The organism is Amycolatopsis sp. lyj-109 (assembly GCF_046548995.1).
Lineage (GTDB): Bacteria > Actinomycetota > Actinomycetes > Mycobacteriales > Pseudonocardiaceae > Amycolatopsis.
The window spans coordinates 355,240-379,970 of the sequence record NZ_JAJPWR010000009.1 but is presented as its reverse complement, the minus strand read 5'-3'; the positions used below and the strand labels follow the sequence as shown (position 1 = coordinate 379,970).

Here is a 24,731-nt window from a genome sequence, read left to right as displayed (position 1 = left end):
TTTCTCTCGATTTCGGAAAATCCGCTACACCTGCGGATGTCCGTTGGCGCTGGTTTCGGCCACCGCCTGCTTGACGTCCCAGTGTTCGACGACCTTGCCGGCGTCGTCGAACCGCAAGGTGTCCTCTTCGACCGTCCCCCGGTCGTCGGGGCTCAGCTTGAAGAGTCCCTGCGTGACCACGAGGTCCCCCTGCGCGACGATCCTGGTGAGGTCGAGCGAGGCGTCCGGGAACTTCCGCACCACCGGCTCGAGCGTGGTGATGACGGCGTCACGACCGTCGGGACCGTCCGGGTTGTGCTGGACGAACGACCGCGCGTCGAGGTAGCGCTCGACGGTCGCGCGAACCGTGTGCTGGTTGAGCAGACCGTCGAACACGGCGACCGCCGCCTCGGCGTTGGCCCGCTCCCGAGGCGAAAGACCCGTTCCGATCGAGTAGGTCCCCCCGGTACCGGGGACCAGCCGGCCGACCAGGATGTTCGGGCCCGTGTTGGTGAAGAACGCCGTGTCGGTCACGTACACGTTCCGGCCCTGCAGCGCGATGGCCGAAGGGCTCTGCAGCCCGTCGACGGACGTGAGCACCGCCGTGTGGAAACCGTCCGCACGGACCAGATCCACCTGGTTGGCCGGGTTGAGCGTGGCCAGCAGCTCGTCGCCGGCGCCGGTGAACGCGAAGTCGTCGACGCCGGGCAGGTCGCGTGCCCGGACCGCCAAGGCGCCCGCGGTACCGCGGGAGGTGACCGGGACGCGCAATACCAGCCCCTGGTCGAAGTTCGACACCCACAGCGCGCCGTCGTGCAGCTTGAGGCCGTTGGCCCCGAAGTTCGACACCGGCGCGAGAAGCGGGTCCGTCACCCACTTCTGGGCCGTCCCGCCGGTCAGCGGCGCGCGCCAGACGGTTTCGAGCTTGGAGTCGCTGATGTAGACCTGTCCGCTCCGTTCGTCGACGACGAGTCCGTTGGGCAGGCTGCCGGCCGTCAGCGCGACGACGCGCTCGGCCGCCCGGCCCGGGCGCAGCCGCCACAGTCCGGTGAGTCCCGCGTCACCGGCGTTGTAGTTGACGTACAGCGTGCCGTCCGCGGACCGGGCGATTCCGGTGGTGGCCGGGTATCCCGTCCCCGGAGCGTGGTCATCGCCGGCGGGGCGGGGCAGGGTGGCCAGCACCCGGACCGAACCGTCCTTCGCGATGTGCGCGACCTGGCGGCTCTTGGCGAAGCTGACGTCGGTGCTGCCGTCCGGTTCCACCGCGAGGTTTTCCGGCGTCTGGCCCGCGTTCAGGTCCAGCCGGGCCTGAATCCTCGGGTCGGCGATGCGGTAGTTCCCCGGCGCCGGAGAGCCGTCCGGCGTGGTGACCTCGTACGACGACGCCACGGAACCGGCCGAGAGCGCGGCCGTCGCGGACAGGGCCAGCACCGGCGCCAGAAAGAGACGTGCTCGGTTTCTTGTCATTGCTTTCTTCATGAGCTCACGCTAAATGCGACCTGATGGTTACTGTCAAGGCGGACTACTGACCTCCGAGTAACGGAGGTTCTCCGTCGGCGACCGTGTGAATCGGCGATTCGTCGTCGGCAAAAGGAATAAAGTGGGTACTTTCCGGCCAACGCGGTGACCCGATCCCGCAGCGCGGCCCGCGTCCTGAGGTCGGCCGGAGCGGCGAGCGCCTCGACGATGACGTCGGCGACCGCCTCGAAATCCGCTTCGTGGAAACCCCGGGTGGCCAGGGCCGCGGTGCCGATGCGCAGCCCCGAGGTGACGAGCGGGGGCCGGGAGTCGGACGGCACCACGTTGCGGTTCACCGAAATCCCGATTTCCCCGAGCAGGTCTTCGGCCTGCTTGCCGGTGACTCCGGCCTCGCGCAGGTCCACCAGCAGCAGGTGGACATCCGTGCCGCCGCTGAGAACCCGGATGCCGGCGCCCGACGCGTCGAGCCGCATCAACCGTTCGGCGACGATCTTGGCGCCCGCCACGGTCCGGCGTTGGACGTCCTGGCACTCCGGGCTCGCCGCGATCTTGAACGCCACCGCCTTGGCCGCGATGGTGTACGCCAGCGGAGCGGCTTGCTGGCCGGGGAACACCCCGGTGTCCACGGCGGAGGCGAATTCCTGGCGGCACAACACCAAACCGCCCCGCGGGCCCCCGAGTGTCTTGTGGGTCGTCGTGGTCACCACGTCGGCGTACGGCACGGGATTGGGCTGCATCCCGGCCGCGACCAGGCCGGCGAAGTGCGCCATGTCCACCAGCAAGCGCGCTCCGACCTCGTCGGCGATCTCGCGGAACGCCGGGAAGTCGAGATGCCGCGGATAAGCGGACCACCCGGCCACGATGAGCTTGGCTGCTGCTCGTCGCGTTCGTCCTCTTCGGCGCCGGTTTCGCCTTCGTGAATCCGCCGATCACCACCATCGCGGTCGCGGGGCTTCCCCGGTCCCGGGCCGGGGCCGCGGTCGCGATGGCCGCCTCCGGCAGGCAGGTCGGCTCGGCGCTCGGCGTCGCGCTCGTCGGCGCGCTGATCGCCGCCGATGCCGAGAACGCGGCCTGGTGGGTGATCGTCGGCTGCGGCGCGGTGGTGCTGCTGCTCGCGATCCCGTCAACCGGTGCACGAGCCGCCGCGTCCGCCGCCCGGCTCAGCCCGCCGTACCGATCTTGTACCCGATCGACCAGACCGTGACGATAGCGCCGGGGTTGCCCAGTTTCACGCGGAGCGAGCGGATGTGGAAGTCCAGGCTGCGGCTGCCCACCCGTCCGCCGTCCCCCCACACTTCGGCCTGCAGCTGCCTGCGGCTGCAGACCTTGCCCCGAGCCCGAGCGAGGCTGAAGAGGATGTCGAACTCCTTGCGGGACAGCGCCAGCGACACACCGCCGACGAAGGCCCGGCAACCGTCGAGGTGGAGGTCCAGCTCGCCGACCTGGATCCGCTCGGGCACAGAGGCGTAGGGCACCGGCGGGGGCCGTAGGTCAGTCATCAGTCAGTTCCCGCTTTCGTACCCGGCCGAGGATTTCCTCCTCCAGGCGCCGCTTGAGGTCCTCCTGCTTCAGCGGCACCGCCGGACCGCCCGAGTCGGCGCGGGAAGCCTCGGTCCGTGCCGGGACCCGCCCCAGCACGGGCGCGATCCCGTCGCCGAAGTCCCAGACGCCCGGTCCCGGACCGGCCGACACTTCCGGCACCCGCTCGCCGTCTTGGTGGTGACCGGGCAGCCCGCCGAACATCATCGGGCCGGCCGGCTGCATGCCCGCCGCCTGCCTCGCGCCGCTCCCGTCGACCGGTATTCCCGCGCCGATCGGCCCCGGCGATCCGCCCGAGAACTGGGTGGCGGTCAGATCCGCCAGTGGCCGCACCGGCGGGACGGCACCGCCGGACGCCGCGGCCCCTTCGGCCAGGCGGGGGTGGAGCGCGGAAGAAGCCGCCGGGCCGGTCTCCGGCAGCGGCGACATCGCCGCAACCTGCTGTTTGGCCGTGGCCGACGCGGCCACGTTTTCCGCCACCGGGATCGCGGAGACGGCGGCTCGCTCCGGCACCGCCTGCGGCGGCGGGGTCGCGACGTGGGCTCGGGCGGTCCCGGCCGCCGGTGCGACCTGCGCGGCCGGACCGCTCGCCGTGGCCTGCGCGGTCGCTCCAGCCGAGGCGGCACTGCCCACCGGAGGAACGTGCGCGACCGGACCGGCCGCCTCGGTCGACATGACCTGCGCGGTGCCACCCGATGGCACGGAGACCGTCACCGGGCGCTCGCCTCGCGAGGTCTGATCGGCCGCACCGGCGTCCACGGAGTTCGCGACAACTTCGTTCGCGTCCACGCCTTTCGCGTCCACGCCTTTCGCGGCCCTCTCGTCGAGCTTCTTCGACCGTCGCACCGGCGAGCCGCCGGGCCTGCCGAGCACCGCGGGCGAGCCCCACACCGGCATCGGCTCGAGGCTTTCCGTCCCCACGTCCGACGGCGCCGAGACCGGCTGAGCCGCCGAGGCGGCCCCCTGCATCCCGCGCATCTCGTCCGCCGCACCGGCGACCGCGGCGGAACCGGCGGCAGAGCCGCCTGGACGCGCGAATCCCAGGGCGCCGCCATCGATCGCGCCGGGACCGAACACACCGGCACCGAACGCGTTCGGTGCCCAGAAGCCCTCCGGGTGCCCGGCCGGCACGGCCGTCGGGCCGACGTGCTCGACGTTCTCACCGGCACCGCGATCTTCACCCGGCCCGGTGCCGGCGACGTCGCCTGCACCGGGACCGCGCCCGGCGCCCGCCTCCGGCATCGGGACGATGCTCCGGCCGACGTCGTAGTAGGCGGTGCAGAGATCACGCAGGATCTGGAGCGCGCTCCGCTGACCGCTCTGCTCCGCGGCGGCCGGATCCACCGGCACCGCACCGGGCTGGGCCGGCGGGTCACCGCCGGCCCGGAGCCGTTGCTGAGCCAGGGCGAGCGCGTCCCCAGCGTTGTTCATGGCCTGGCCGTAGCCCGGGACCGACATCGCGTCCAGCACGAGGTCCAGCCGATCCGCCAGGCTCCGCGCGGCGTCCTGGAACCCGTCCGCGACCTCGCCGTCCCAGTGATCGGACAATCGCCGGGACTCGTGCCTCAGGTCGTCCCGGACGACCGTCAGCCGCGCGACGGCGTTGTCGAAGGCGGCGGCCCGGAGGTAGAAGACCTCCGGGCTCACCTCGCTGATCAGCTGTTCCAGCTGATGGCGATCCAGTGCCTCCAGCGCGGGATCGAAGCCCCGCGGGACGGGATCGGGCTCGATCACCGATCAGCTCCTGCCCAGTACCTGCGACGGCGGCGTGCCGGACTCGTCGTCGTCCCAGGCGCTGTTCCCGGCCTGCAGCCACACCTGGGGTTCACGCTCCTTGTTCTGGTCGCCGCCCGCGGCACCCATGCCGCCCATACCGCCCATACCGCCCATCGGCATGCCGGATCCCATGGCCCCCGCCTGTCCGGGTGTCACCGCACCAAGCGACGTCTGGACGCCCGGCGTCGTCGTCCCCTGCTGGAACGGGACCCCGCCACCCCGCTGCATCGAAGCCGACGTGTCGGTGTCGAACTGGGCCGGGACGCTCGCCGCGGCACCGGCTCCACCTCCGCCCGCTTCCGTGGCCGTGAGACCGTCGAGACCGGAGATCCCCGTGCCCCCGCCGCCCGGCCCGCCTCCTGGCGTAACCGCCGTCAGCGCGCCCAGCTTGTCCGCGTCGACCCCGGCGTGAGCCGGGAAGGCGTCCACCCTGGCGCTCTCCGGAGTGAGGAAGTCCTGCGCCGACATGGGCAGAAGCGCCTCGTGATCTCTCTCGGCGTGTGCCGGGTCGACCAGGTTCGTGAGCGCTTCGTCGGCGGCGCTCTTCGCGAGTTCGAGCGCGTTGTGCCGGCTGGGGTCGTCGCAGTTCCCGATCAAGTCGTCGAGCGCCTTGTCGACCGCGGTCTGCGCTTCGTGCACCTTCTGCTTCTGGGCATCGTCGAGCGCGGGCTGGCGGTCCAGGGCGACCTTGCCGTCCTTCCCCTGGCCGGGCCCATCGGACGTCGTCGAGGGTGCGCCGTCCTGGCCCGGTGACCCGTCGCCGGGTTTCCCGTCACCGTCACCCAGGCCGGACAGACCGTCGATGGCCTGCTTGGCGGCGTCCTTCGCGTGTTCCAGTGCCTGCTTGGCGGCCGGATCGTCCGTCTTGCCGATCAGGTCGTCGAGCGCCTTGCCCGTCGCGTCGTGGGCGTCGGAGAGTGCCTTCTTCGCCTCCGGAGTGTCCAGTGATCCACCGCCCGCACCAGGAGCTGCCCCACCTCCACCCGACGCGCCATCCCCGGCTTCGGGGTCGTCCAACCCCGCGATCCCGGCGAGCGCTTTCTTCGCCTTGTCGGCGGCTTGCTTGGCGGCAAGGTCCTGTCCGCCGGGTGCCTTCCCGCTGACGGGGACCGGCCCGCTGCTCTGGGTCGGGGAAGCCCCCGACCCCGCGGACTCGGTTCCGGGCGTCCCGCCCGTCGCCCCAGCCTCGTCCGGCGTGGCGCCACCGCTCAGGCCCTTGATGGCGTCGGCGGCCTGCTGACCGGCCTGGGCCGCGGCTTCGCCCGCCTTCTTCTGGGCGTCGGTCATCGGCAGCAGCTTTTGCATCTGCGGGGTTTCCTGACCCGACTTGCCGTCGTTGCCGGTGCCACCGGAACTCCCCGAACCGGAGTCGCCGCCGCCCTTGATCTTTCCCAGCGCCTTGTCGACGGCGTTTCCGACATCGGCGGCTCCCCCGGAGCCGCTTCCCGAGTCCTTGCCGTCACCCGAGTCTTTGCTGTCACCAGAATCGTTACCGCTACCCGAGTCTTTACTGTCACCGGAATCTTTACCGTGACCCGAGCCCTTGCCGTCGCCAGAATCCTTGCTGTGTCCCGAATCCTTGCCGTCGCCAGAATCCTTGCCGTGACCCGAATCCTTGCCGTCGCCGGACTTGCCACGGCCGGCCCCGGAGCTCTCCTTGGGCTTCTCACCGATGATGCGAATCGGGACCATGTCCTGCCCCCGGGCGTTGTACTGGTTCGCCAACCCGGTCGTCAGGTTCTGGAGATCGCGAAGAAGGTCATCCTTGACCTTCGCGTCGAGCTTGGTGATTTCGCCCGCGGTCGCGTCCGCGATCTTGTTGATGAGGTTCTGCATGTCGGACGCGTACAGGTCGTTCGACAGGTCAGCGAGCGACTTGATCCCGGCGATTCCCTGGTCCTTGATGCGCCGCTCCTGGCCAGCCCGGTGGTCGTCGTACTTCTGAACTAGATCCCACCAGGCGGCCGCGTAGGCCTGGACGGCGTGTCCGACGTTGCCGACCGTCGTACCGTAGGCCTTGCCGTCGAGCGTGGTGAAGACCTCCTCACTCCTGTTCAGCAAGTCCGTCGCGTACTTGGCGAACGCGTCGCCGGCGTCACCCGTGAGGTGGTCCTTCATCGCCTTGATCTCGGCCGCGAACTGGGTGTTGATCTCACCGAGCCTCTTGGTCGCGTCCGCGATGGCGAGGCCGAGCACGTACCAGGCTTCGGCACCCTTGTTGCTGCTCAGACCCGCTTCCACACCACCGCCCTTGTCTGCGGTGTAGATGAGGTCCGCGACAGCCTTCGCAAGATCACCATAAGACTTGTACTGGCCGGCCAGGAACGCGGGCGCGGATGAATTGTACACGCCGACCAGCTGGCCGTCATAAGTCGAATCAGGCATGACTGCATTTCCTCGTCAAGTGGAATTGAGCGCGGGTCGGAGCCGCGACAGCGACTGTCAGGTGTTCGTGGTCAAGTTGTCGTTGTAACCGTCACCGTCGTTGGGCTTCGAGTCGCCGGTGAAGTTGTGCTGCTGTTCCTCGGTGTTCTTGTCCATCGAGGTGATGCCGTCCGAGACGTGGGTCTTCAGGTCGTCGACGCTGCTCTTGATCTTGGCCGCGTTGTCTCCGTCGGCGTTCTCGAAGTCGGTCGCGATCTTCGTCAGGGTCGTCTGCATTTCACCCAGCGCCAGCTTGAAGTGCTCGGCGTGCGCGACGATCGCGTTGCGGCGGTCGTCGACCACCCGCTCCAGCCACTGGGCCAGGTCGAAGTGACCCGCGTTCGGCCAGTTCGGCTTCAGCGCGGTGAACGCGTCCATGTTGTCCATGATCGCGCCGATCTTCTTCGCCGACTCCTTGATTCCATTCGCGTCAAAAGTTGTGGACATGAGAAACTCCTTCCGTATGACCGGTCGTGCCGCGATGGTGTGGGGCACTTGCTCCACCTCGGAACAGGCACCCCACACACCGCAACTAGCCGACCTGTCCGGCACTGGCACGGTCCTGCTGCTGCATTTCCTCGGCCGCGTGCTGCAGCGTCTTGTTCAGATTGTCGAGATTGGCCTTGTTCTGCTGAAGGTCGTTGTGCAGATCCATGGCGACCTGGTCATAGCGCTCCGCAGTCGCGCCCTGCCAATCCGCCATGATCAGCTTGACATCGTCGCGAAGACCGTCGGTCTGCGCTTCGATCTCTCCGGCCTTCTTGGTCATCATCAAAACACACTCTTCGATGACGCCGTAGTCGTAAGTGATGGTGTCGCCGGCCATGATATAAATCCCTTCAAACAGTTTATCAGTGAACGGAAGAGTGCTCAGACGCCGAGGAAATTTCCGGTCTCCATGGGCAGGTTCATCAGCGCCTGCGTGCTGGCCTCGTCGGTGGCACCCTGGTTCTTGCTCTCGCGGCGGATGTTCTCGGCCATGGTCTGCAGGTGCGCGAGCACGGACTTGCGAACGGATTCGATCCAGTTGTCACAGGTCGTGCTGAGCGCCCGGGTCGCACCGCTCGTGCTCGCCGCCAGCGTGGCCTCGACCTGCTGCTTGAGCTGGTCGAGCTGGGAACTGATGTTTTGCGCGGTCTCGTCGTGCTTGGCAGCCTGCCGCTCAATGGTCGCGACGTTGAGCTGTGTAGAGTGTGCCACTTGCGGTCTCCTGCTCTTGGGGTGTCACTTGCGCGGTCTCCCGGAACAACCAAGCCGGTCGGCCACATTCTCACGATAATTTTGCCGAAACTTCTTTGGGTGCAATTGCCGCCGTGGAGCGGGACACGAGGAGGTCCCCTCATGAGCCGGACGTCTTGACGATCTGCGGCGATTGCGGTTGTACCGCACCCGACGTGCTCAGCACCGGCCCGGCCGGCAGCAGGTCGAGCAATTCTCGGGGAACCTGCACCGCCGACGACGCGGAGTAGCCGAGTGCGCCGGCGACGCCCGCGTCGGCGAGGGGGAACCGGGTACCGACCTCGGTGACGAGGTACAAGGTTCCCGGCGCGGCCCCCGGCGCGGAAAGCTCCTTGGCCAGCACCCCCGCCCCTGCCGGCACCCCCACCCGGTCGGCTGTCTCGCCGGCTCGGTGAGCCGCGGCCGGCACCGACATCGCCGCGACCTGGCTCGCGGACCGGAACTCGACCGTGGCGCTCATCTCGCCGTGTTCGGACGGAACGAAGCTGACACACGGGGAGTCGGCCTGGGTGGGCGTGACGATCCGCGGTGGGTCCGCCGGCAGTCCGGCGGCAAAGTCGGGGCCGGTGGAAACCGGTACCCCTGACAAAGCTCCCGGCCCCGCTTCGATGGGCCGCACCTCCGCGTCACCGTAGGCGTCCTTAGCTGCCGGACCGGCCAGCACGAGAGCCGCGCCCGTCCGGCTGAGGGAGCTGACCCCGTCGGAGCCGACGAGGTAGAGCTGGTCGAAGCCGAGCGCGGCGTTGTGAATCTTGTATACCTGCCCGACCCTGCTCGGCCTGCCGTCGATCACCGGCCCCGGCGCGCCGGCGCCCGGCACCCGCGGCAGCGTGATGTCCGGACCGGAGAGAATTGGGTTGAGCCAGCTTGACACGACGGAGACCGGCCGCGCGGCGCCGTAGCCGAGAGTTTCGAGAACTGTGCGCTCGCCGACGCGGTACCGCTTGCCCTGCCACACCAGGTAGACGCCGCCGTCGGGCGTGGCGACCAGCATGCCCTGCGCGGCGGGAACGTGCGGCTTGCCCGCCTCCCCGCCGAGCAGCAGCGTCACCGTCCCGTCAGGCTGGACGCATTCGGTCCAGGCGCTGCCGGCGAGCTTCCCGCTGTCGGGCAGCGCATCCGGCGCTCCGGGAATGCCGATCGGCTGGCCGATCGGCGCGTCCTTGAGCGAGTTGCGCGAGACCGAGATGACGCTTCCGCCACCGGCGTTCCCGGACGCCAGTCTGGCCGACGAGTAGTTCAGCACCGGGCGGAGCTGCCCGTCGAGGTAGACGTATCGGGCACCGGTCGACTCGTCCATCACGATGGCCCCCTGACTCCGCCAGGTGTTGTCCCCACCCGGAACGAAGAGGCCGTAAACGCCGAAGATACCGGCGAGCACGGCGGCCAGCATGAAACCCAGGACGACACCGGAATTGGTCCGCTTGTTCGGCGGCTGCAGCACATCCGGCCGTCCGTGCGTGACTGCGGCGGCCAGCCGTCCGACGACGAAGAAGTAGGCCTGGACCTGGTCCTTGCGTGACTGCATCAGCCGGCCAGCCCGCGCATCAGCTCGTACACGTGCAGCATCTGGAGGAGCAGGGGAATGACCGCGACCGCGGTCAGCGACTCGAGGATCTCGATCGCGCGTCCCCAGTAGGGCCGCATCCGCCGCCCCGGCAGACGTTCACCGAGCAGCAACAGCAACGCGGCGGCGACGAGCACGGGCGCGAAGACGACGGCGATCCGGCCGAAGCCGGTCTGCTCCGGCCCGATGTGCAGGAGATTCGCGAGCACCACGACAGCGGCCGGGACCAGCAGCGACCAGCGCTGCACCGTGCCGGCTTGGTGCCGGGATCGCAGGCACAGCAGGAAAGCGATGACCAGAGACAGCACCATCGACCAGCCGTACCCGCCGTAGACCAGCTGCGGCAGCAGGACCAGCTGCCCGAGGCCGAGCCCGACGTGCAGGGCCGTCGAATAGGCCATCGTCGCCGCACCCCGCTCGACGACGATCCGGTGCGGCACCGGGTCGATGTCCTCGCTTAGTTCCTGCGGGCCGCCCGGCAGCATCGGCAGGGTGAGCCCGGAGAGCCGGAACGCGGTGGCCGGCGCGAAAACCCCCATGATGAGGGACACGACGAGCACGATGGCGGCCGACTGCGGCGGTGTAGCCGAGGTCACCGAGCCGATCAGCCCGGTCAGGACGAGCAACAGCACGAACACCGTGGCGCCGGTGAAGAGCAGGGCGGCGTCGGCGACGGCGACGAGTCCGGCGGCCAGGGCCAGCAGCGCCCCCGCCGCCCCACCCGACAAACGCACCATCGACGACGCGGCGGGATCGAGCACCTCGACCAGGAGCACCCCGCACTCGGCGGCGTAGCAGACACCGGCACCGGCCATGATGGTGGCGATCTGGGGCTTGCCCGCACCCCGGGCGACCAGGGCACTGCCGGCGATCAGCATGAGGGCGACGAGTCCGGAAAGGACCGACTGCCCCGGCACCGGACCGGCGCCTGGCACCACGGCCACCCCCGCCACCAGCGCCACCGCGGCGGCGACCCGGAACGCCCGCCTGCTGTGCTCGGCGTTCCAGCCCGACGGATGCTCGCGCACCTGTTCCCCGACGCCGTCGACCAGGTCGTCGTAGTCTATCGCGGCGAGCCGGTCGGCCCGCGGTCGCAAGTGGACGGTCTCGCCGTCGAGCAGGTTGAGCTCGGCCAGAGTGCGGTCCTCCACCAGCGGCTCCTCCCCGATCCGCTGGGCCACCCACCCTTCGTGGTCCGCGCCCTGTTCGATCCACTCGGCACCGAACTGGGGCAGGATCGCGGGCAGCAGCTCGGCCAGCGGGACCTCGGCGGGCAGTGCCACGTCCGTCGCTTTTTTCCCGAGAACGAACCGTAGCCTTACCGAGGTGGTTGTGCGATGCTGTGTTTGCTCTTCCATCAGGTGTTCGGGTCCTTCCTGCCAAGGCGAGGGACCGGGTCCCCACCTGAATCTAGACAAGTGAGACCTACTCGGCCGGGCTTCGCGGCTCCGGTACCGAAGTAGGGGAGGTCCACTCACCGGAGGAGCACCTTGAGCACGATCATGTTCGCCCGGCGGTCACGCCGCCCGAAACCGGCCGCGCCCGCGTCGGAAATCGAGATCCAGGAACCACCGGCCGTACCCGAAGACACCGGCGGTGGCATCAGTTCCGTCTTGATGTACGCCCCGATGGGGCTCGGCTCCATGGCCATGGTCATGATGTTCGTCCGGCCGGGCTCGGGGCCGATGTCCTACATCGGCGGCGGGATGATGGTCCTGTCGACGATCGGGATGCTCATCACCCAGCTGGTACGCAGTTCGGTCACCCACAAGCAGAAGCTGCACGGACACCGGCGCGACTACATCCGCTACCTCGCGCAGCTGCGCGAGCGGGTCCGTTCCTCGCTGGCCGCGCAGCAGCGTGCGGCCCGCTGGGTGCACCCCGATCCGCACGCGCTCTGGTCCATCGCGCTGGGCTACCGGCTGTGGGAGCGGCGGCCGGCCCACGACGACTTCGGTGAGGTCCGGATCGGGCAGGGCACCCAGCGTTCGACGCTGAAGCTCTCCCCGCCCGACACCAAACCGATCGAAGACCTCGAACCGCTGTCGGCGCATGCACTGCGGAGGTTCCTCCGCGCCTACACCACACTGCCGGCCGCGCCCATCGCGGTGTACCTGCGCGGCTTCGGGCAGATCCAGTTCAGCGGCGACGACGAGTCCGTCCTGGGCATGGTCCGCGCGATACTCGGCCAGTTCGCCACCGCGCACGGACCGGGCGACGCGCGCATCGCCGTCTGTGCGTCCGACGAGCACATGGACCGGTGGGACTGGCTGAAGTGGCTGCCGCACAACCAGGACCAGGACAGCCGCGACGCGGCCGGCGCCCGTCGCCTGGCCACGAACGGGATCGCGGAAGCCGAGCTGCTGCTCGGCGGCCCGGCCTTCACCGGGCGCCCCCGCTTCGAAGCGGACACGCCGATCACCGGGTCGGAACCCTTCGTGATCGTCGTGCTCGACGGGGTCCGCGTTCCCGCCGACCACCGGGCCGCCGACGAGGGCTACCGCAACGCCGTGGTCCTCGACGTCTCCGGTTCGCTGCCCTGGCAGCACCGCAACGGCGCGTTGTTCCTGGAGGTCGACGAGCAGGAAGCCCGGACGGTTTCCTTCGACCGGCTCGGCAAGCCGCAGGCGAAACCGCTGTGCCGGCCCGATCGGCTCAGCGAGATCTCCGCCGCAGCACTGGCCAGGACGATGGCGCGCTTCCGCGTGGGCGACGCGGGTTCGGACGAGCAGGAGCCGATGGCCGCCGACTACGATCTCGGCGCGCTGCTCGGTCTCGGTGACGTCGCGACCTTTGAGCCGGCGAAGTACCGGCGCGAGCGGATGAGCAGCAAGCGGCGGCTGCGCGTGCCGATCGGGATCTCCGGTTCCGGTGTCCCGCTGGAGCTGGACATCAAGGAAGCGGCGGAAGACGGCATGGGACCGCACGGCTTGTGCGTCGGCGCGACCGGTTCCGGCAAGAGCGAGCTGCTGCGCACCTTGGTGCTGGCGCTGGCCACGACGCACTCGTCGGAGGACCTCAACTTCGTGCTGGTCGACTTCAAGGGCGGTGCGGCCTTCCTCGGGTTCGACCAGCTGCCCCACACATCCGCGGTGATCACCAACCTGGTGGACGAGATCGAGCTCGTCGACCGGATGCAGGACGCCCTCACCGGGGAGATGAACCGGCGTCAGGAGCACCTGCGCGCTGCGGGCAACTACGCGTCGCGGCGCGACTACGAAGCCGCGCGAGCGCAGGGCGTTCCGCTGGAACCGATGCCCGCGCTGTTCATCGTCGTCGACGAGTTCAGCGAGATGCTGTCCAGCAAGCCGGAGTTCATCGACGTCTTCGCGATGATCGGCCGGCTGGGGCGCAGCCTCGGCGTGCACCTGCTGCTCGCCTCCCAGCGGCTCGACGAGGGCCGCATCCACAAGGTGGAGACGCACCTGTCCTACCGCATCGGTCTCCGCACCTTTTCGGCGATGGAGAGCCGCAGCGTGATCGGCGTGCCGGACGCCTACGAGCTGCCGAACAGCCCCGGCAACGGCTACCTGCGCCCGGACACACAAACACTGGTGCGGTTCAAGGGCGCCTACTCGTCCGCGCCGTACCGGGCGAAACGGCGTCCGCGGGCAACCACCTCGGTCGAGCAGCACGTCGTGCCGTTCGGCACCCGGTACGTCGAACCGCCGGCGGCGACGGCCGAGCCGGAACCGGAACCGGTGGAGCCGGAATCGAACGACGGCACGCTGACCATGCTCGACGTGCTCATCGAGCGGCTTCGTGACGTCGGCCCGCGGGCGCACCAGGTGTGGCTGCCTCCGCTGAAGGAACCGGCCACCCTCGACCAGCTCCTCCCACCCCTCGTGGACCACCCGGGTCTGGGCCCGCGCCCGGTCGGCGAGCTGCACACCGCGAACCTGACGGTCCCGCTCGGCCTGATCGACCTGCCCGCCCAGCAACGACGGGAACTGCTGACCGCTGATCTGGCCGGTGCCAAGGGAAACGTCGCAGTGGTCGGCGGGCCGCAGAGCGGCAAGAGCACCATGCTGCGCACGCTCATCGCCGGGCTCGCGCTGACCCACACCGCCGAGGAGGTGCAGTTCTACTGCCTCGACTTCGGTGGCACGTTGACCGCGCTGGCTGCGCTGCCCCACGTCGGCAGCATCGCGAATCGCCTGGACCGTGACCGGGTGACCCGGACGGTCCTGGAGGTGACCACCCTCATGGCGCGGCGGGAGGCGTTGTTCGCCGAGCACAACGTCGACTCGATGGCGAGCTACCGCCGGGCTCGCGCCCAGGGGCGGTACAAGGACCTCGACCCCTACGGCGACGTGTTCCTCGTAGTCGACGGGTGGTACACGATCCGGCAGGACTTCGAGGAGGTCGAAGAGCGGTTCACCGAGCTGGCGGCCCGGGGCCTGACCTTCGGCATCCACCTCGTCATCGCGTCCAACCGGTGGTCGGAGATGCGCCCGTGGCTGCGGGACGTGCTGGGCACCCGGTTCGAGCTGAAGCTCGGCGATCCGGTGGACTCGGAGGTCAACAGCCGGTTCGCCGCGACCGTGCCGTCGATCCCCGGCCGGGGGATCACGCCGGACCAGCTGCACTTCCTCGCCGCGCTGCCCCGCATCGACGGCTACCCCGGTACCTACGACCTCGCCGACGCGACGGTGGAGCTGGCCGAGGCGCTGGCGATGCCCGGTGCCCCCGTGGCGCCGAAGGTGCGGCTTCTCCCGCACCAGCTGACGGTGCGGGACCTGCCCCGGCCGTTCGCGCCTTCGCCGTCGTCCGAGCTGCGGATGACGCTGGGGATCGAGGACGTCGAGCTCGGCCCGCAGTGGCACGACTTCGACGCCACCCCCCACCTGCTGATCTACGGTGACGCCGAGACGGGCAAGACCAACCTGTTGCGGCACATCGCCCGGTCGATCGCCGCGCACCACAGCCCGGACGAGGCCCGGGTCATGTTCGGTGACTTCCAGCGCGAGCTGCACGACTCCATCCCGCCGGAGCACCAGCTCGAATACGCGGTCGGCGCGGAGGCGCTTGCGAAGTCCATCGCCGGGGCGGCCCAGGCGATCGCGAAACGCATTCCCGGTCCGGAGATCAGTCCCGCTCGGCTGCCCAAGCGAGACTGGTGGCAGGGCGGCCGGCTTTACGTCGTCATTGACGACTTCCAGCTCGCCGAGGGCAGCGGCGACCCGCTGCAGCCGTTGCTCCCCCTGCTGCCGCAGGCCGCCGACATCGGAGTGCACCTGATTATCGCCCGCAGCACGGCGGGGGCGAGCCGGTCGATGATGAATCCCGTGATCCGGCGGATGTGGGAACTCGGCACGCCGGCGATGCTGCTGTCGTGCCCGAAGTCGGAGGGGGCGTTCCTCGGGAACCTCAAGCCGAGGGTCCTGCCGCCGGGGCGGGCTCAGTTCGTCAACCGCCGCCGGTCGGTGCGTCTGGTCCAGACCCCACTGGTCCCCGCGCCCGACGCCGCTACGGAGTGACGACGGAGCCGGTGGTCGCCGCCGCGGCGGCGACCACCGGCTCCCAGGGGTGGCCGCTCAGTCGTCCCGAGCAGCCGGGGAAACGACCTCCGCCACCCGAGCAGGCCGCCACGAGCGCCGTCGGGCGGCGGCGGTCAACCGGGAAATCCTCACCAACGCGAAACTGAAGACGGCTACCAGGAAAACGGCCATGATGGCCAGCACCGGCCCCTGCTCGTCCGGCGCCTTGACCTCGGGCAGCCGGGCGGGTGGTGGGGCGATGACGGCGGCCTGGCCGCCGCTTGTCTCCTCCGGCAGCACGGTGGTGACCGCGGCCAGCGGGTTCACCACTCCCCAGCCGAGCCCGGGATCGGGCAGCGCGGCGGCCGGATGGTTGGCGGTGGCCTCCAGCCGGTGCTTCACCTGCGCCGCGCTCAGCCCGGGCCGGTAGGCCCGCACGAGCGCGGCCACACCCGCCACGAAGGGGGCCGCATAGCTGGTCCCGCTGCCGAGCCAGTGCCCGGGACCGCCGGGCCCGACGCTCGTCACGTCCACACCGGGCGCCACCAGCGAAAGGAACCGCCCGGTCTGGGAGAAGTCCGCCCGGACCCCGGCCGGATCGACCGCACCCACCGCGATCACCGACGGGTAGGACGCGGGGAAGGTCACCGGATCGCCCTTCTGAGCGCTGTTCGCCGCGGACGCCACGACGACCACGTCGTGCTCGGCCGCGTACTGGACGGCGACGGCGAGCGCGGCGTCGGCCGTCGTGGTGCTCGCCGACATGTTGACGACCTGCGCCCCGGCGTCGACGGCCTCGCGGATCCCCTGCGCCATGGCCGCGGGCGTGAGCGCGCCGGCGCCGTTCTTCGCGACGCCCGTCGCGCAGCGGATCGGGAGGATCGACACGTCCGGCGCTACCCCGGCGAAGCCGGTACCGGGCACGGTCGCGGCCGCGATGATCCCGGCGAGGAACGTGCCGTGCCCGTAGCAGTCGTTGTCAGCGCGGCCACGGGCACTCGTCGTGATGTCAAGTCCCGGCTGCACACGCCCCGCCAATTGGGGGATTTGGGCGTCCACCCCCGTGTCGACCACGGCCACCGTGATCCCGCCGCCCTTGGTCAGCGGCCAGGCACGCTCCGGGGCGAGCAGCTGCTGCGCCCAGGGGGTCCCGGGTTCGGTCCCCTGCGGTGGTCCCAGGCAGGCGGTCTGGTCGCCCGGCAACGACGCCACCGGTCCCTGGGCCCAAGCCGGCGGGGCGGCAAGCAGCCCGGCCAGCACCACGGCACCCGTCGTTCCGGACCACCGCGCGCCCTTCATCGGAACACCGCCACGGCCGGCTGCCCCGCCTCGGCCCGGAACTCCAGCATCGAACCGGTGAGGCGAGAGACGATGCCGGGATCGTCCACCACGCGCAGCTCGGCTTTCCGCCGCCGGGCCAGCACCCGGTCGAGCTTCTCGAGCACGTGGCGGTCGCGTTCGGTCAGCTCGGCCGTCACCTCCTCGTCGGGGGCCAGTTCGCGGAACAACGCCGCGGTCCTCGGCGCGATCACGCCGTCCTCCTCTTCCTCGTCACCGCTCGCCTCACCGGTGCGTACGGCGAGTGCCTTGAACCGCGCTCCGGCGGCGAAGATCGTTTCGCTGATCGGGCGGCTGACGACCAGCTCGGAAGTGCGCCGGGCCGTCGCCGGCCAGATCAGCACGTCGAGGTCGGCACCCGGCAGGGTCACGTCGAGTTCCATGCTGGCGCTGAGAAATCCGGGTTCGACCAGCAGTGAACCCGGAGCCGCGCCGTATTCGGGAGAGTCGTCGACCCGGCCTTGCCGCAGCACGGCGCGGCGATGGGTCGGCAGCCGGCGCAGACCCGAGACGAGACAGGGAATCTGGCCGTCCACCCCGCCCTTGCGCCCGGCCCGGACGGCGTCGTTCAGGTCGGCTCCGCCGGCCTCTCCAGACCCGAGGTAGAGGCACACGGCGACGTAGTCGGCCTTCGCCCCGGACGTGCTGCCCTGCTGGCGCATCGACGGCCACGCGGCCAGCGCGGCGTTCACGGTTGCGAGCGCCTGGTTGAACGCTTCACCCGCTCCGGAGGTGAAGCGGTTCTGCTCGGCGGCCGTGCTGGCGCGGTCCTTCAGGACCATGGGCACGACCGGCCCGCCGTCCTCGACCGGCCCGGGTACCGCCGGTTCCGGCTCGCGCACGGCCGGTCCGGCCGTTTCCGGTGGTTCGGCAGCCTCCCCGACCGGCTCCGGACCGGCGGGCTCCCGGGGCGGCTCCGGCTCGGCCGCGGGCGCCTCGGCGGGGACGTCTTCCGCCGGCCGCCGCCGGGGTTCGGCGACCGTGACGACGGGTGCCCCGGGCCGGGCGGTGACCGGCCTTGCCGACGCGGACGAAGGATCCATTGCCGCGACAGCGGGACGAGGAGCGCGCGGCGCATTCGGCACCGCCGCAGGCGGCGGGTTCGGCACCGCCGCAGGCGGCGGGTTCGGCACCGCCGCAGGCGGCGGCTTCGGCACCGCCGCAGGCGGCGGCTTCGGCACCACCGCGGGTGACGCCGTCGTCGCCACCGCGAGCGGGGCCGGATTTCCCGCCGTCACCGCCGGACGGTTCGGCGCGGGCGTGGTTCGCACCGGCCGGGGAGCTGCCGGCGGGTGCTGCGCGGCCAGCCACTCGAGTGCCGTGGCGGCCTCCGGGTCGAGTTCACCGGCCACCCGGACCCGCACCGTGGCCCGGCGGTGGGCGTCGAGCCCGCTCAGCAGGCGATCGGCGGCGACGAGCAGGGCGAGGCCGACGACTTCTCCCGGGCTGCCGAGGCACAGGCTCCAGGCCGCCGGGTCGAACGGGCCGATTTCGGCCGCGAGCCTCCCGTCCGCCCGGCGGAGCACCAGGCCCGACGGCACCACGTCGGCGAAGACAGCCGCGGCGCCCTGGCCCTGCCGGTAGCTGCGCGGCCCCGCGGCCACCCACCCGGGTGGTGGCGCGGCGGTCTCTAGCACGTGCTGGTCACCCCCATCGGCGGCCTGGCTGAGCAGGGCCGGGAACGGCTGGTAGCGGCCGGCCGGCCGGACCCGGAACTCCTGCCGGGTGCGCAGGGCCAGCTCGGCCAGCCAAGTGTGCTCGGCGGCATCGGGAGCCAGCACGACGAGCGACGGACGGGCGTCCCGCAGCCGGTTCAGCATCTCGGCCACCGCGGACGGCGGCGGCGCCACCTCGCCCGGCCCGACGACGATCTGAGGAAACCGCGCGTCGGCCGGCACGGCGAACGCGGGGTGCAGGGTGCTCGCCGGTGCCTCCGCCGCCCGCCGCACGAGGACTCCGGCCGGCACCGGCTCGACCACCACCGGTCCGGCCGAGATCGGCCGAGCGGGACAGAGGTGTTCCCACTCCGGGGCCGGGAACCGGGCTCCGGCGAGCACCGCCGGGACATCCGGCGAGAACCGCCACCAGCCGGTGCCGCCCATGCCGTGCCCAGCGAACGCGACGGCTCCCGGCCTGGTCGAGAACCCGCCGTCCGGGGCGAACACGTCCCGGCCGAGCTTCCCGGCCAGCCAGGCCGCCCGCTCGGGCGCCGCGGCGAGCCCGGGCAAGCCGATCCAGAACGACTTGGCGTCACCGTAGAGGCGCAGCAGTCCGGGCAGTGCCGCCACGACCGAGCCGCTCTCGCGGGCGGCCCGGGAGAGCAGCACGAACAGCTCGCCCGAGCCACCGCCGGGCAGCTTCGCCAGGAAACCGTCCCCTTCCCGCGGCTCGTCGCGGGCGTGGATCAGCACGTGCGCGCCGACCCGCCCGGCGAGCAGCGACGTGCCGGCCGGCCCTGTCGCATCCCCACTCATCTTCACTCCTGCCGTCCGCGGCGCCCATGCTCACCGATGCTCCCGCTCGTCACGCCTTGAGCTGCAGATCCTTGACCGTGAGCAGGGTCAGGTCGGCCGGGCTGACCGTCGTGGCCATCGCGAGCCTCGACGCCTGGCAGTCCGTCATGCTCTCGAACACCCGGCGGGCCGTCCGCCCGTTGCCGAAGGTGCCGTCCTTCGGGATTCGCTCGAAGTAGTCCTGCAGCACCTCACCCAGTTCCTCGTCGAGGCGGTAGTCGTGGCGCGCGCACTGCGTGCGCACGATCGTCACCAGCTCTTCCGCCGTGTAGTTGGCGAACTCGATGGTGCGGCTGAAGCGGGACTCCATCCCGGGGTTGGCTTCGAGGAACCGGCTCATCTCGGCGGAATAGCCGGCGGCGATCACGACGACGTCGTCGCGATGGTCCTCCATCAATTTGACCAGCGTGTCGATCGCTTCCCGGCCGAAATCGGGCCCGCTGCCTCCACCACCGCTGCTGAGCGTGTACGCCTCGTCGACGAACAGCACCCCGCCGAGTGCGGTGGTGAAGGCCTCGGTGGTCTTGATCGCCGTGCCGCCGATGATCTGCGCGACCAGATCCGCCCTGGCCACTTCGATGAGGTGCCCCTTCCGCAGCACGCCCAGCTGAGCCAGGATCTGACCGTAGAGGCGCGCGACAGTGGTCTTACCCGTGCCGGGAGCGCCGGCGAAGACCAGGTGCCGCGCCATCGGCGGAGCCGAGAGGCCTGCATCCTGCCGACGTTTGGCCATCTTGTTGAGGTTGACCAGCGAGGTGACCTCATTCTTCACCCCGGCTAACCCGACCAGGCCCTGGAGCTCGACCAGCGGGTCGGAGGCTCGCTCCGGCCGCAGCTGCGGCCGCGCGGGTTCGGGCGACGGCGCGCTCGCGGCGGTACCGAAGGCGTCGGGCATGAGGTTGTTGCTCGTGATCAGGTCGAGCACGACGATGTCGGCCTCCGGCCTGGTCTGTCGCACTCCGCTGCCGTGGTTGTCGCGCACCGTGCAATTCGCGATCTTCACGGATTCACCCGTGTCCAGCCGGATCCCGTCGGCGGCCCCGCCGGAGAACTCGGACTCGGTCACCGAGCCTGACGCCCCTTCGTCGAACTGGCACCCGGCACTCGTGCTGCGCTGCACCCGGCACCGGGTCAGCGAGACGTCCGCCCCGGCACCGGCGTGCACGCCGGCCGCCCCGGCCCGGTCGATGGCGCCGTCGGTCAGCGCCAGGGCCGCTCCGACGACGCTGACCCCCGCCGCGGCGGTCCGGCTCACGCTCAGCCCGGTGAACGAGGGACGGGCCTCACCGGTGACGACCAGTCCTGGGCCGCCCGCGCCGTCGATCTCGACGTTTTCGGCCGTACCGCGGGCACCGCCGTCGATTTCGATGGCCGCCCCGTCGGAGCCGAGCACCCGGAGCCGCCGGAACAGCGGGTCGGCGTTCGCCTCGACCCGCACCCCGGTGGTGCAGCCGGACACCGTGAGCTGATCGAACTCGGTGACACCGCGGTCGGTCACGGTCACCCCGGTACCGTCCACATCGGACACCGTGCACCCGGACACCGTTCCCGCGGCCCGGCCGGCCAGGTGCAGCCCGCTCGATCGCGCACCACTAACGGAGCAGTCGCGCAGCACCGGGGCACAGCCCTCAGCGACGAACACCCCTTCGGCGCCCGCCCTCGCCACCGAGCAGTCTTCGAGCACCACGCGCTCGGTCGTCGCCAGGTAGAACCCGATCGCGCCGGCGTCGCTGACGCGCAGCCGCGAAGCGACCATCGTCGCCTGCTGTTCCACGGCCACCGCCGGCTTTTCCGTGCCGGAGACGACGGTGTCCTCGACGGTGAGCCTGCCGCGGCCGTTGAGGCAGATCCCGTTGCCGCCCACATCGCTGACGGTGCAGAACCGGACCAGCAGGGCTCCGTCGTCGGCGACGACGATGCCGGAGGTCCCGAGCTCGGTCAGCCGGCAGGCGTCGAGCACCCCGCCGGCCGGGGAAGTGGTCACGACGCCCGCGCCGGCGGAATTGCGGATCTCGCACTCGCGCATCAGCACGTTGCCCTGGTCGCGGACGAACACGGTGACCCAGCTCGTGGCGCTCAGGTCGCATTCGGTGAGCTCCAGCTGGCCGTGGACGACGAGCACCGCCGGGCTGTCGGCGTCGGCCGCGAGCACCGTCAGGCCCGACAGCGCCGCCGATCCGGCGTTGGACACGACAGCAGCACCGGTCTCGGCCACGACCTGAACCGTGCCGGGACCGTTCTCCGCGGCGATCGTGACCGCCCTGGTCACGATCAGGTTTTCGGCGTACCGGCCGGGAGCCACGAGAATCGTCGCCCCTTCGACCGCTTCCGCGAGCGCCTGCCCGATGGTGCGGTACCGGTTGCCGGGTGACTGGGACACCAGCACCACGTTGTCAGTCACGTTCCCTGGCCTCCCAGCCGACTTGTGCCGGTGCGCCGGTGATTCCCGCGCCGGCGCACCACCTGCTCATGCGCCGATCGACTCCGGCCCGGCGCCCAGTCCGGACATGGCCAGGCCGTGCCGGGTCCGGCAGCCCGCCTTCGCGAACAACCTCGTCAGGTGCTTCTCCACCGTCTTGGCACTGACCCGCAAGTCGAGCGCGATCTGGCGGTTTGTCTTGTCGTGCCGGATCAGGTCGAGGATCCGGCGCTCGACCGGCGACAGCCCGGTGAAGCGTGCGTTCCGGGGTGCCTCGCTCCCCTCGCCGTCGTCCGGCCGTTTCACCTTGGTGATGGGCCGGGTGACCCTCGCCGGACGTGCCGGTTCGTGCGCTTCGGCCGGCCACGGCCGACCTTCGAGCCTGTTCAGGTGCCGTCGGAGCGCCACGAGGTCGGGCCGGTCTCCCCTGCTCCGGACGTGTCGTTCCGCCGCACGCAACGCAGTCACGTCGTCGTCGACCAGTCCACGCACCAGCAACGCCGCTTCGGTGAACCGGCCCGGCCGCCCGGTCGCGTGGTGGTCGATCTCGGCCAGGGCGCGGCCGGCCGGCAGGCGGCGGTCGCTTTCCACCGCGATCGAGGCCAGCCGGATCAGCAGCCTGGCCAGGCCGGGCTCGTCGGCGGTCTCCGGACATGAGCCGTACCAGCGCCAGCCTTCTGCGAGTGCGCCTTCGGCGTCACCGTCGAGATACCGCAGCCCGGTCGCGACCCACGCTCGCGTCGCCGGGAACACCGTTGGCCCCGCCGCGTCGAGCCACGCGTTCGCCTGGCGGATTTCTCCGCGCCGGCCGCACATCTCGGCCGCGAGCAGGCGCGCGCACGCCAGCGCATGCTCGCTCGCGCCGGGGGTGAGCTCCAGTTCGCGGGCGGCGCTGAGCGCGCCGGACCAGTCGCCACTGGTGTACCCGTCGACCACCCGGTGCTGGTGGGCCAGGAAGCCCGCCGTGGGCACGTGGTACTCCGGCCCGAGAGCGGAGCGGAGGACCGGCACCGGATCCCGGTACGCGAGCGCCTCCGCCGCACTCGCCCCGGATCGCCGCTCCCTGCGCACCCGACCCATGGCACGGTCGCGGGCCCGTGGCGCGAACGCCGCCGCGATCTCCTCCGGACCGACCGGCGCTCCAGCGAGCCACCGGTCGGCGAGCGCGAGCGCGCGGATGGCGGCATCGCCGTACGCCAAGGCCTTCCGCACCGGCTCCTCGACCGGCCGGCCGGTGTGCACGGCGGCGAGCGCGGCCGCCACGGCCAGGCCGGCTCGCTCGCCGACGGCCACGACAGCATTCGCCCGGCGCACGGCTTCGGCCACGAACCCGCCGAGCCGCTCGTAGTCTCCCGTGTGGACGAGCGCGCTGACCACTTCGGACCGCAGGCGGCCGCCGTCCACGCCGTCGCCGCCGTGCCACCAGGCGGCGTAGCGGTAGGTGACCAGCCGGTTCCGGTCCTCCGATGCCACCCGGAGCGCGGCCTCCCGCACCGGCCCAGCCAGCTCGGGCCGGGCTGGCAGGGACCGCCCGGCCGCTGCGATGTGAGCGGCCGCAACGGAGTCCGTGGCCGTGCTCCGGCCGGCGATCGCCGCGTGCATGCCTTCGATCGCGGCCGCCCCGGCCCGCTCGGCCACGGCGGTCGCCAGCGCGGTACAACAGCAGTTCAGGCGCCCGGTTCCGGTGTCCCGGAGAATGCCGTCAGCGACGAGCCGGTCCACCACCGTCCCGTATTCCGCTACCGTGCCGCCCATCGCCTCGGCGAGCACCGGGACGTCTCCGGCCGTCAGGCCCGCCTCACTCGCGGCGAGGAGGACAGCGTTCGCCGCGGGCTTGCCGTGCCGCGCCACCGCGGCGGTCAGCAGGTGGCCAGCGGGCAGGGCGATGGCGCGGCCGGGGTCACGCAAGCACCACCGCCCGCCCGCGACCGCCAGGCGTTCTTGCCGCAGCAATTCGGCCACCGTCGCCACCAGGGTCCCCGGATTGCCGTACCACCCGCCCAGCGCATCCCGCAGTGCCTCGCGGGTGCGTTCGTCCAGCGGCACGGTCACGATCTGCCTCAGCAGCTGTTCGCTTTCCTCGGCCGGGAGGGGTGGCAGGTCGGCCACGCGATCGGCGAAAGCGCAGAGTTCCCGCGTTTCGTCGCGGTCGGGGCCGCCGGTGACGGTCGCGACGACGTGGTGGCCGGCGCGCCGGACGGCTGCGAGCAGAGGGACCGGCCGCGGGATCCGGTCGGCGTCGTCGATCAGCACCGCGAGCGGCCGTCCGGAGCCGAGCCGGCCGAACAGGGTCACCAGTGCCGTGAGCAAGCCGGTCTTCCGCGCCGGGGAGGCGTAGCTTTCGGCCGTGCACAGCCGGTTCACCAGGTCGATGGCCTCGGCCAGCCGGGGGTCGGCGTCGATCAGCTCGAAGCTTTCGCGGACCGCCGCCAATACCGGGTGGACACCGAACAGATCCCATTCCACGCGTGGACCGGCACCCGCGACTTCGAGCACCCCCACTCCGGCCTGCGTCAGTTCCCGGGCCGCCTTCGCGGCCACCGTGGACTTGCCCCCACCGCGCCCAGCGCGCACGACGACGAGTTCGGCGCGCTTCCCGTTCCACCGCAAGGCGTCGAGAACTGCACGCCGGCTGGCCAGGTCAGCACGCTGCCGTCCCATGTGGACTCCCCTCCTACCCCGATGCCGTCACTTGGTCACGACGTTAACGACCGGACCGAGCCGAAGCGGCACCGGAAGGCGAACCAGCAGCAGACCGTGCACGAAATACTCCGACACCGGATGGACCGGACGGCGTCCGGCGTGGTAGTGGCCCACGCCGGACGGAGGGCCGTTGGGGCAGACCCGGCTGAAGAACGGCTCCTCGACGGGCTCCCGGCCGGACAACGCCTGGATCCTTGACCTCAGACGAGTTCCGTCACTCCAGTCCCCCCTCCTGCGAGTGCCGGGACGGTGCCGGGCGGCCGGCCGAGCCGTCA

The 24,731-nt window shown here is 71.0% G+C and carries 15 protein-coding genes and 1 pseudogene; 2 read left to right on the top strand and 14 right to left on the bottom strand.

Features of this window, described 5'->3' with window-relative positions; genetic code table 11:
• Positions 1–24: 24 nt before the first annotated feature.
• Both ACLJQF_RS22625 and glyA read right to left on the bottom strand, forming a co-directional pair.
• Positions 25–1,446, bottom strand: coding sequence for an ester cyclase (locus ACLJQF_RS22625; RefSeq protein WP_410611365.1), 1,422 nt, complete (start codon positions 1,444–1,446; stop codon positions 25–27).
• Between the two features lie 125 nt (positions 1,447–1,571).
• A pseudogene (gene glyA, locus ACLJQF_RS22620) lies at positions 1,572–2,342 on the bottom strand (serine hydroxymethyltransferase); the annotation flags it as partial.
• 32 nt (positions 2,343–2,374) lie between these two features.
• Between glyA and ACLJQF_RS22615 the strand changes: the two are divergent.
• A complete protein-coding gene (locus ACLJQF_RS22615; protein ID WP_410611364.1) occupies positions 2,375–2,662 on the top strand; it encodes a hypothetical protein in 288 nt (95 codons plus the stop codon).
• Here ACLJQF_RS22615 and ACLJQF_RS22610 read toward each other — a convergent pair.
• From ACLJQF_RS22610 to eccD, 8 genes are all read right to left on the bottom strand, one after another.
• Complete coding sequence (locus tag ACLJQF_RS22610; RefSeq protein ID WP_410611363.1) at positions 2,619–2,957, bottom strand: winged helix-turn-helix domain-containing protein; 339 nt, start codon at positions 2,955–2,957, stop codon at positions 2,619–2,621. The genes ACLJQF_RS22615 and ACLJQF_RS22610 overlap by 44 nt on opposite strands.
• On the bottom strand, positions 2,950–4,731 hold the full coding sequence (locus ACLJQF_RS22605; RefSeq protein ID WP_410611361.1) for a hypothetical protein: 1,782 nt from the start codon (positions 4,729–4,731) through the stop codon (positions 2,950–2,952). The genes ACLJQF_RS22610 and ACLJQF_RS22605 overlap by 8 nt, the downstream gene beginning before the upstream one ends.
• A 3-nt stretch (positions 4,732–4,734) precedes the next feature.
• Entirely contained in the window at positions 4,735–7,158 is a 2,424-nt protein-coding gene (locus ACLJQF_RS22600; protein ID WP_410611360.1) for a hypothetical protein, read from the bottom strand.
• 57 nt (positions 7,159–7,215) lie between these two features.
• On the bottom strand, positions 7,216–7,644 hold the full coding sequence (locus ACLJQF_RS22595) for a hypothetical protein (protein WP_410611358.1): 429 nt from the start codon (positions 7,642–7,644) through the stop codon (positions 7,216–7,218).
• Positions 7,645–7,729: 85 nt separating this feature from the next.
• Positions 7,730–8,023, bottom strand: a complete 294-nt coding sequence (locus tag ACLJQF_RS22590) for a WXG100 family type VII secretion target (protein WP_410611357.1) — start codon at positions 8,021–8,023, stop codon at positions 7,730–7,732.
• A 44-nt stretch (positions 8,024–8,067) separates the two neighbouring features.
• On the bottom strand, positions 8,068–8,397 hold the full coding sequence (locus ACLJQF_RS22585; RefSeq protein ID WP_410611355.1) for a hypothetical protein: 330 nt from the start codon (positions 8,395–8,397) through the stop codon (positions 8,068–8,070).
• A 139-nt stretch (positions 8,398–8,536) separates the two neighbouring features.
• Positions 8,537–9,964, bottom strand: a complete 1,428-nt coding sequence (gene eccB / locus ACLJQF_RS22580; protein WP_410611354.1) for a type VII secretion protein EccB — start codon at positions 9,962–9,964, stop codon at positions 8,537–8,539.
• Entirely contained in the window at positions 9,964–11,361 is a 1,398-nt protein-coding gene (gene eccD, locus ACLJQF_RS22575) for a type VII secretion integral membrane protein EccD (RefSeq protein WP_410611353.1), read from the bottom strand. The genes eccB and eccD overlap by 1 nt, the downstream gene beginning before the upstream one ends.
• A 132-nt stretch (positions 11,362–11,493) precedes the next feature.
• Between eccD and eccCa the strand changes: the two genes are divergently transcribed.
• Complete coding sequence (gene eccCa, locus ACLJQF_RS22570) at positions 11,494–15,483, top strand: type VII secretion protein EccCa (protein ID WP_410611351.1); 3,990 nt, start codon at positions 11,494–11,496, stop codon at positions 15,481–15,483.
• A gap of 57 nt (positions 15,484–15,540) precedes the next feature.
• On the opposite strand, the gene mycP is transcribed toward eccCa, so the two are convergent.
• The 4 genes from mycP to ACLJQF_RS22550 all read right to left on the bottom strand — a co-directional run bounded on the left by mycP (position 15,541) and on the right by ACLJQF_RS22550 (position 24,414).
• Positions 15,541–16,782, bottom strand: a complete 1,242-nt coding sequence (gene mycP / locus ACLJQF_RS22565; protein WP_410611349.1) for a type VII secretion-associated serine protease mycosin — start codon at positions 16,780–16,782, stop codon at positions 15,541–15,543.
• The gene (locus tag ACLJQF_RS22560) at positions 16,779–19,295 is read right to left on the bottom strand and encodes a hypothetical protein (protein WP_410611348.1); all 2,517 of its coding nucleotides are present in this window, start codon (positions 19,293–19,295) and stop codon (positions 16,779–16,781) included. Before ACLJQF_RS22560 ends, mycP begins: the two co-directional genes overlap by 4 nt.
• 49 nt (positions 19,296–19,344) lie before the next feature.
• On the bottom strand, positions 19,345–21,735 hold the full coding sequence (locus ACLJQF_RS22555) for a right-handed parallel beta-helix repeat-containing protein (RefSeq protein ID WP_410611347.1): 2,391 nt from the start codon (positions 21,733–21,735) through the stop codon (positions 19,345–19,347).
• Between the two features lie 66 nt (positions 21,736–21,801).
• Positions 21,802–24,414 (bottom strand): LuxR C-terminal-related transcriptional regulator, encoded by a 2,613-nt coding sequence (locus tag ACLJQF_RS22550; protein WP_410611346.1) that lies wholly within the window; start codon positions 24,412–24,414, stop codon positions 21,802–21,804.
• Positions 24,415–24,731: the final 317 nt, after the last annotated feature.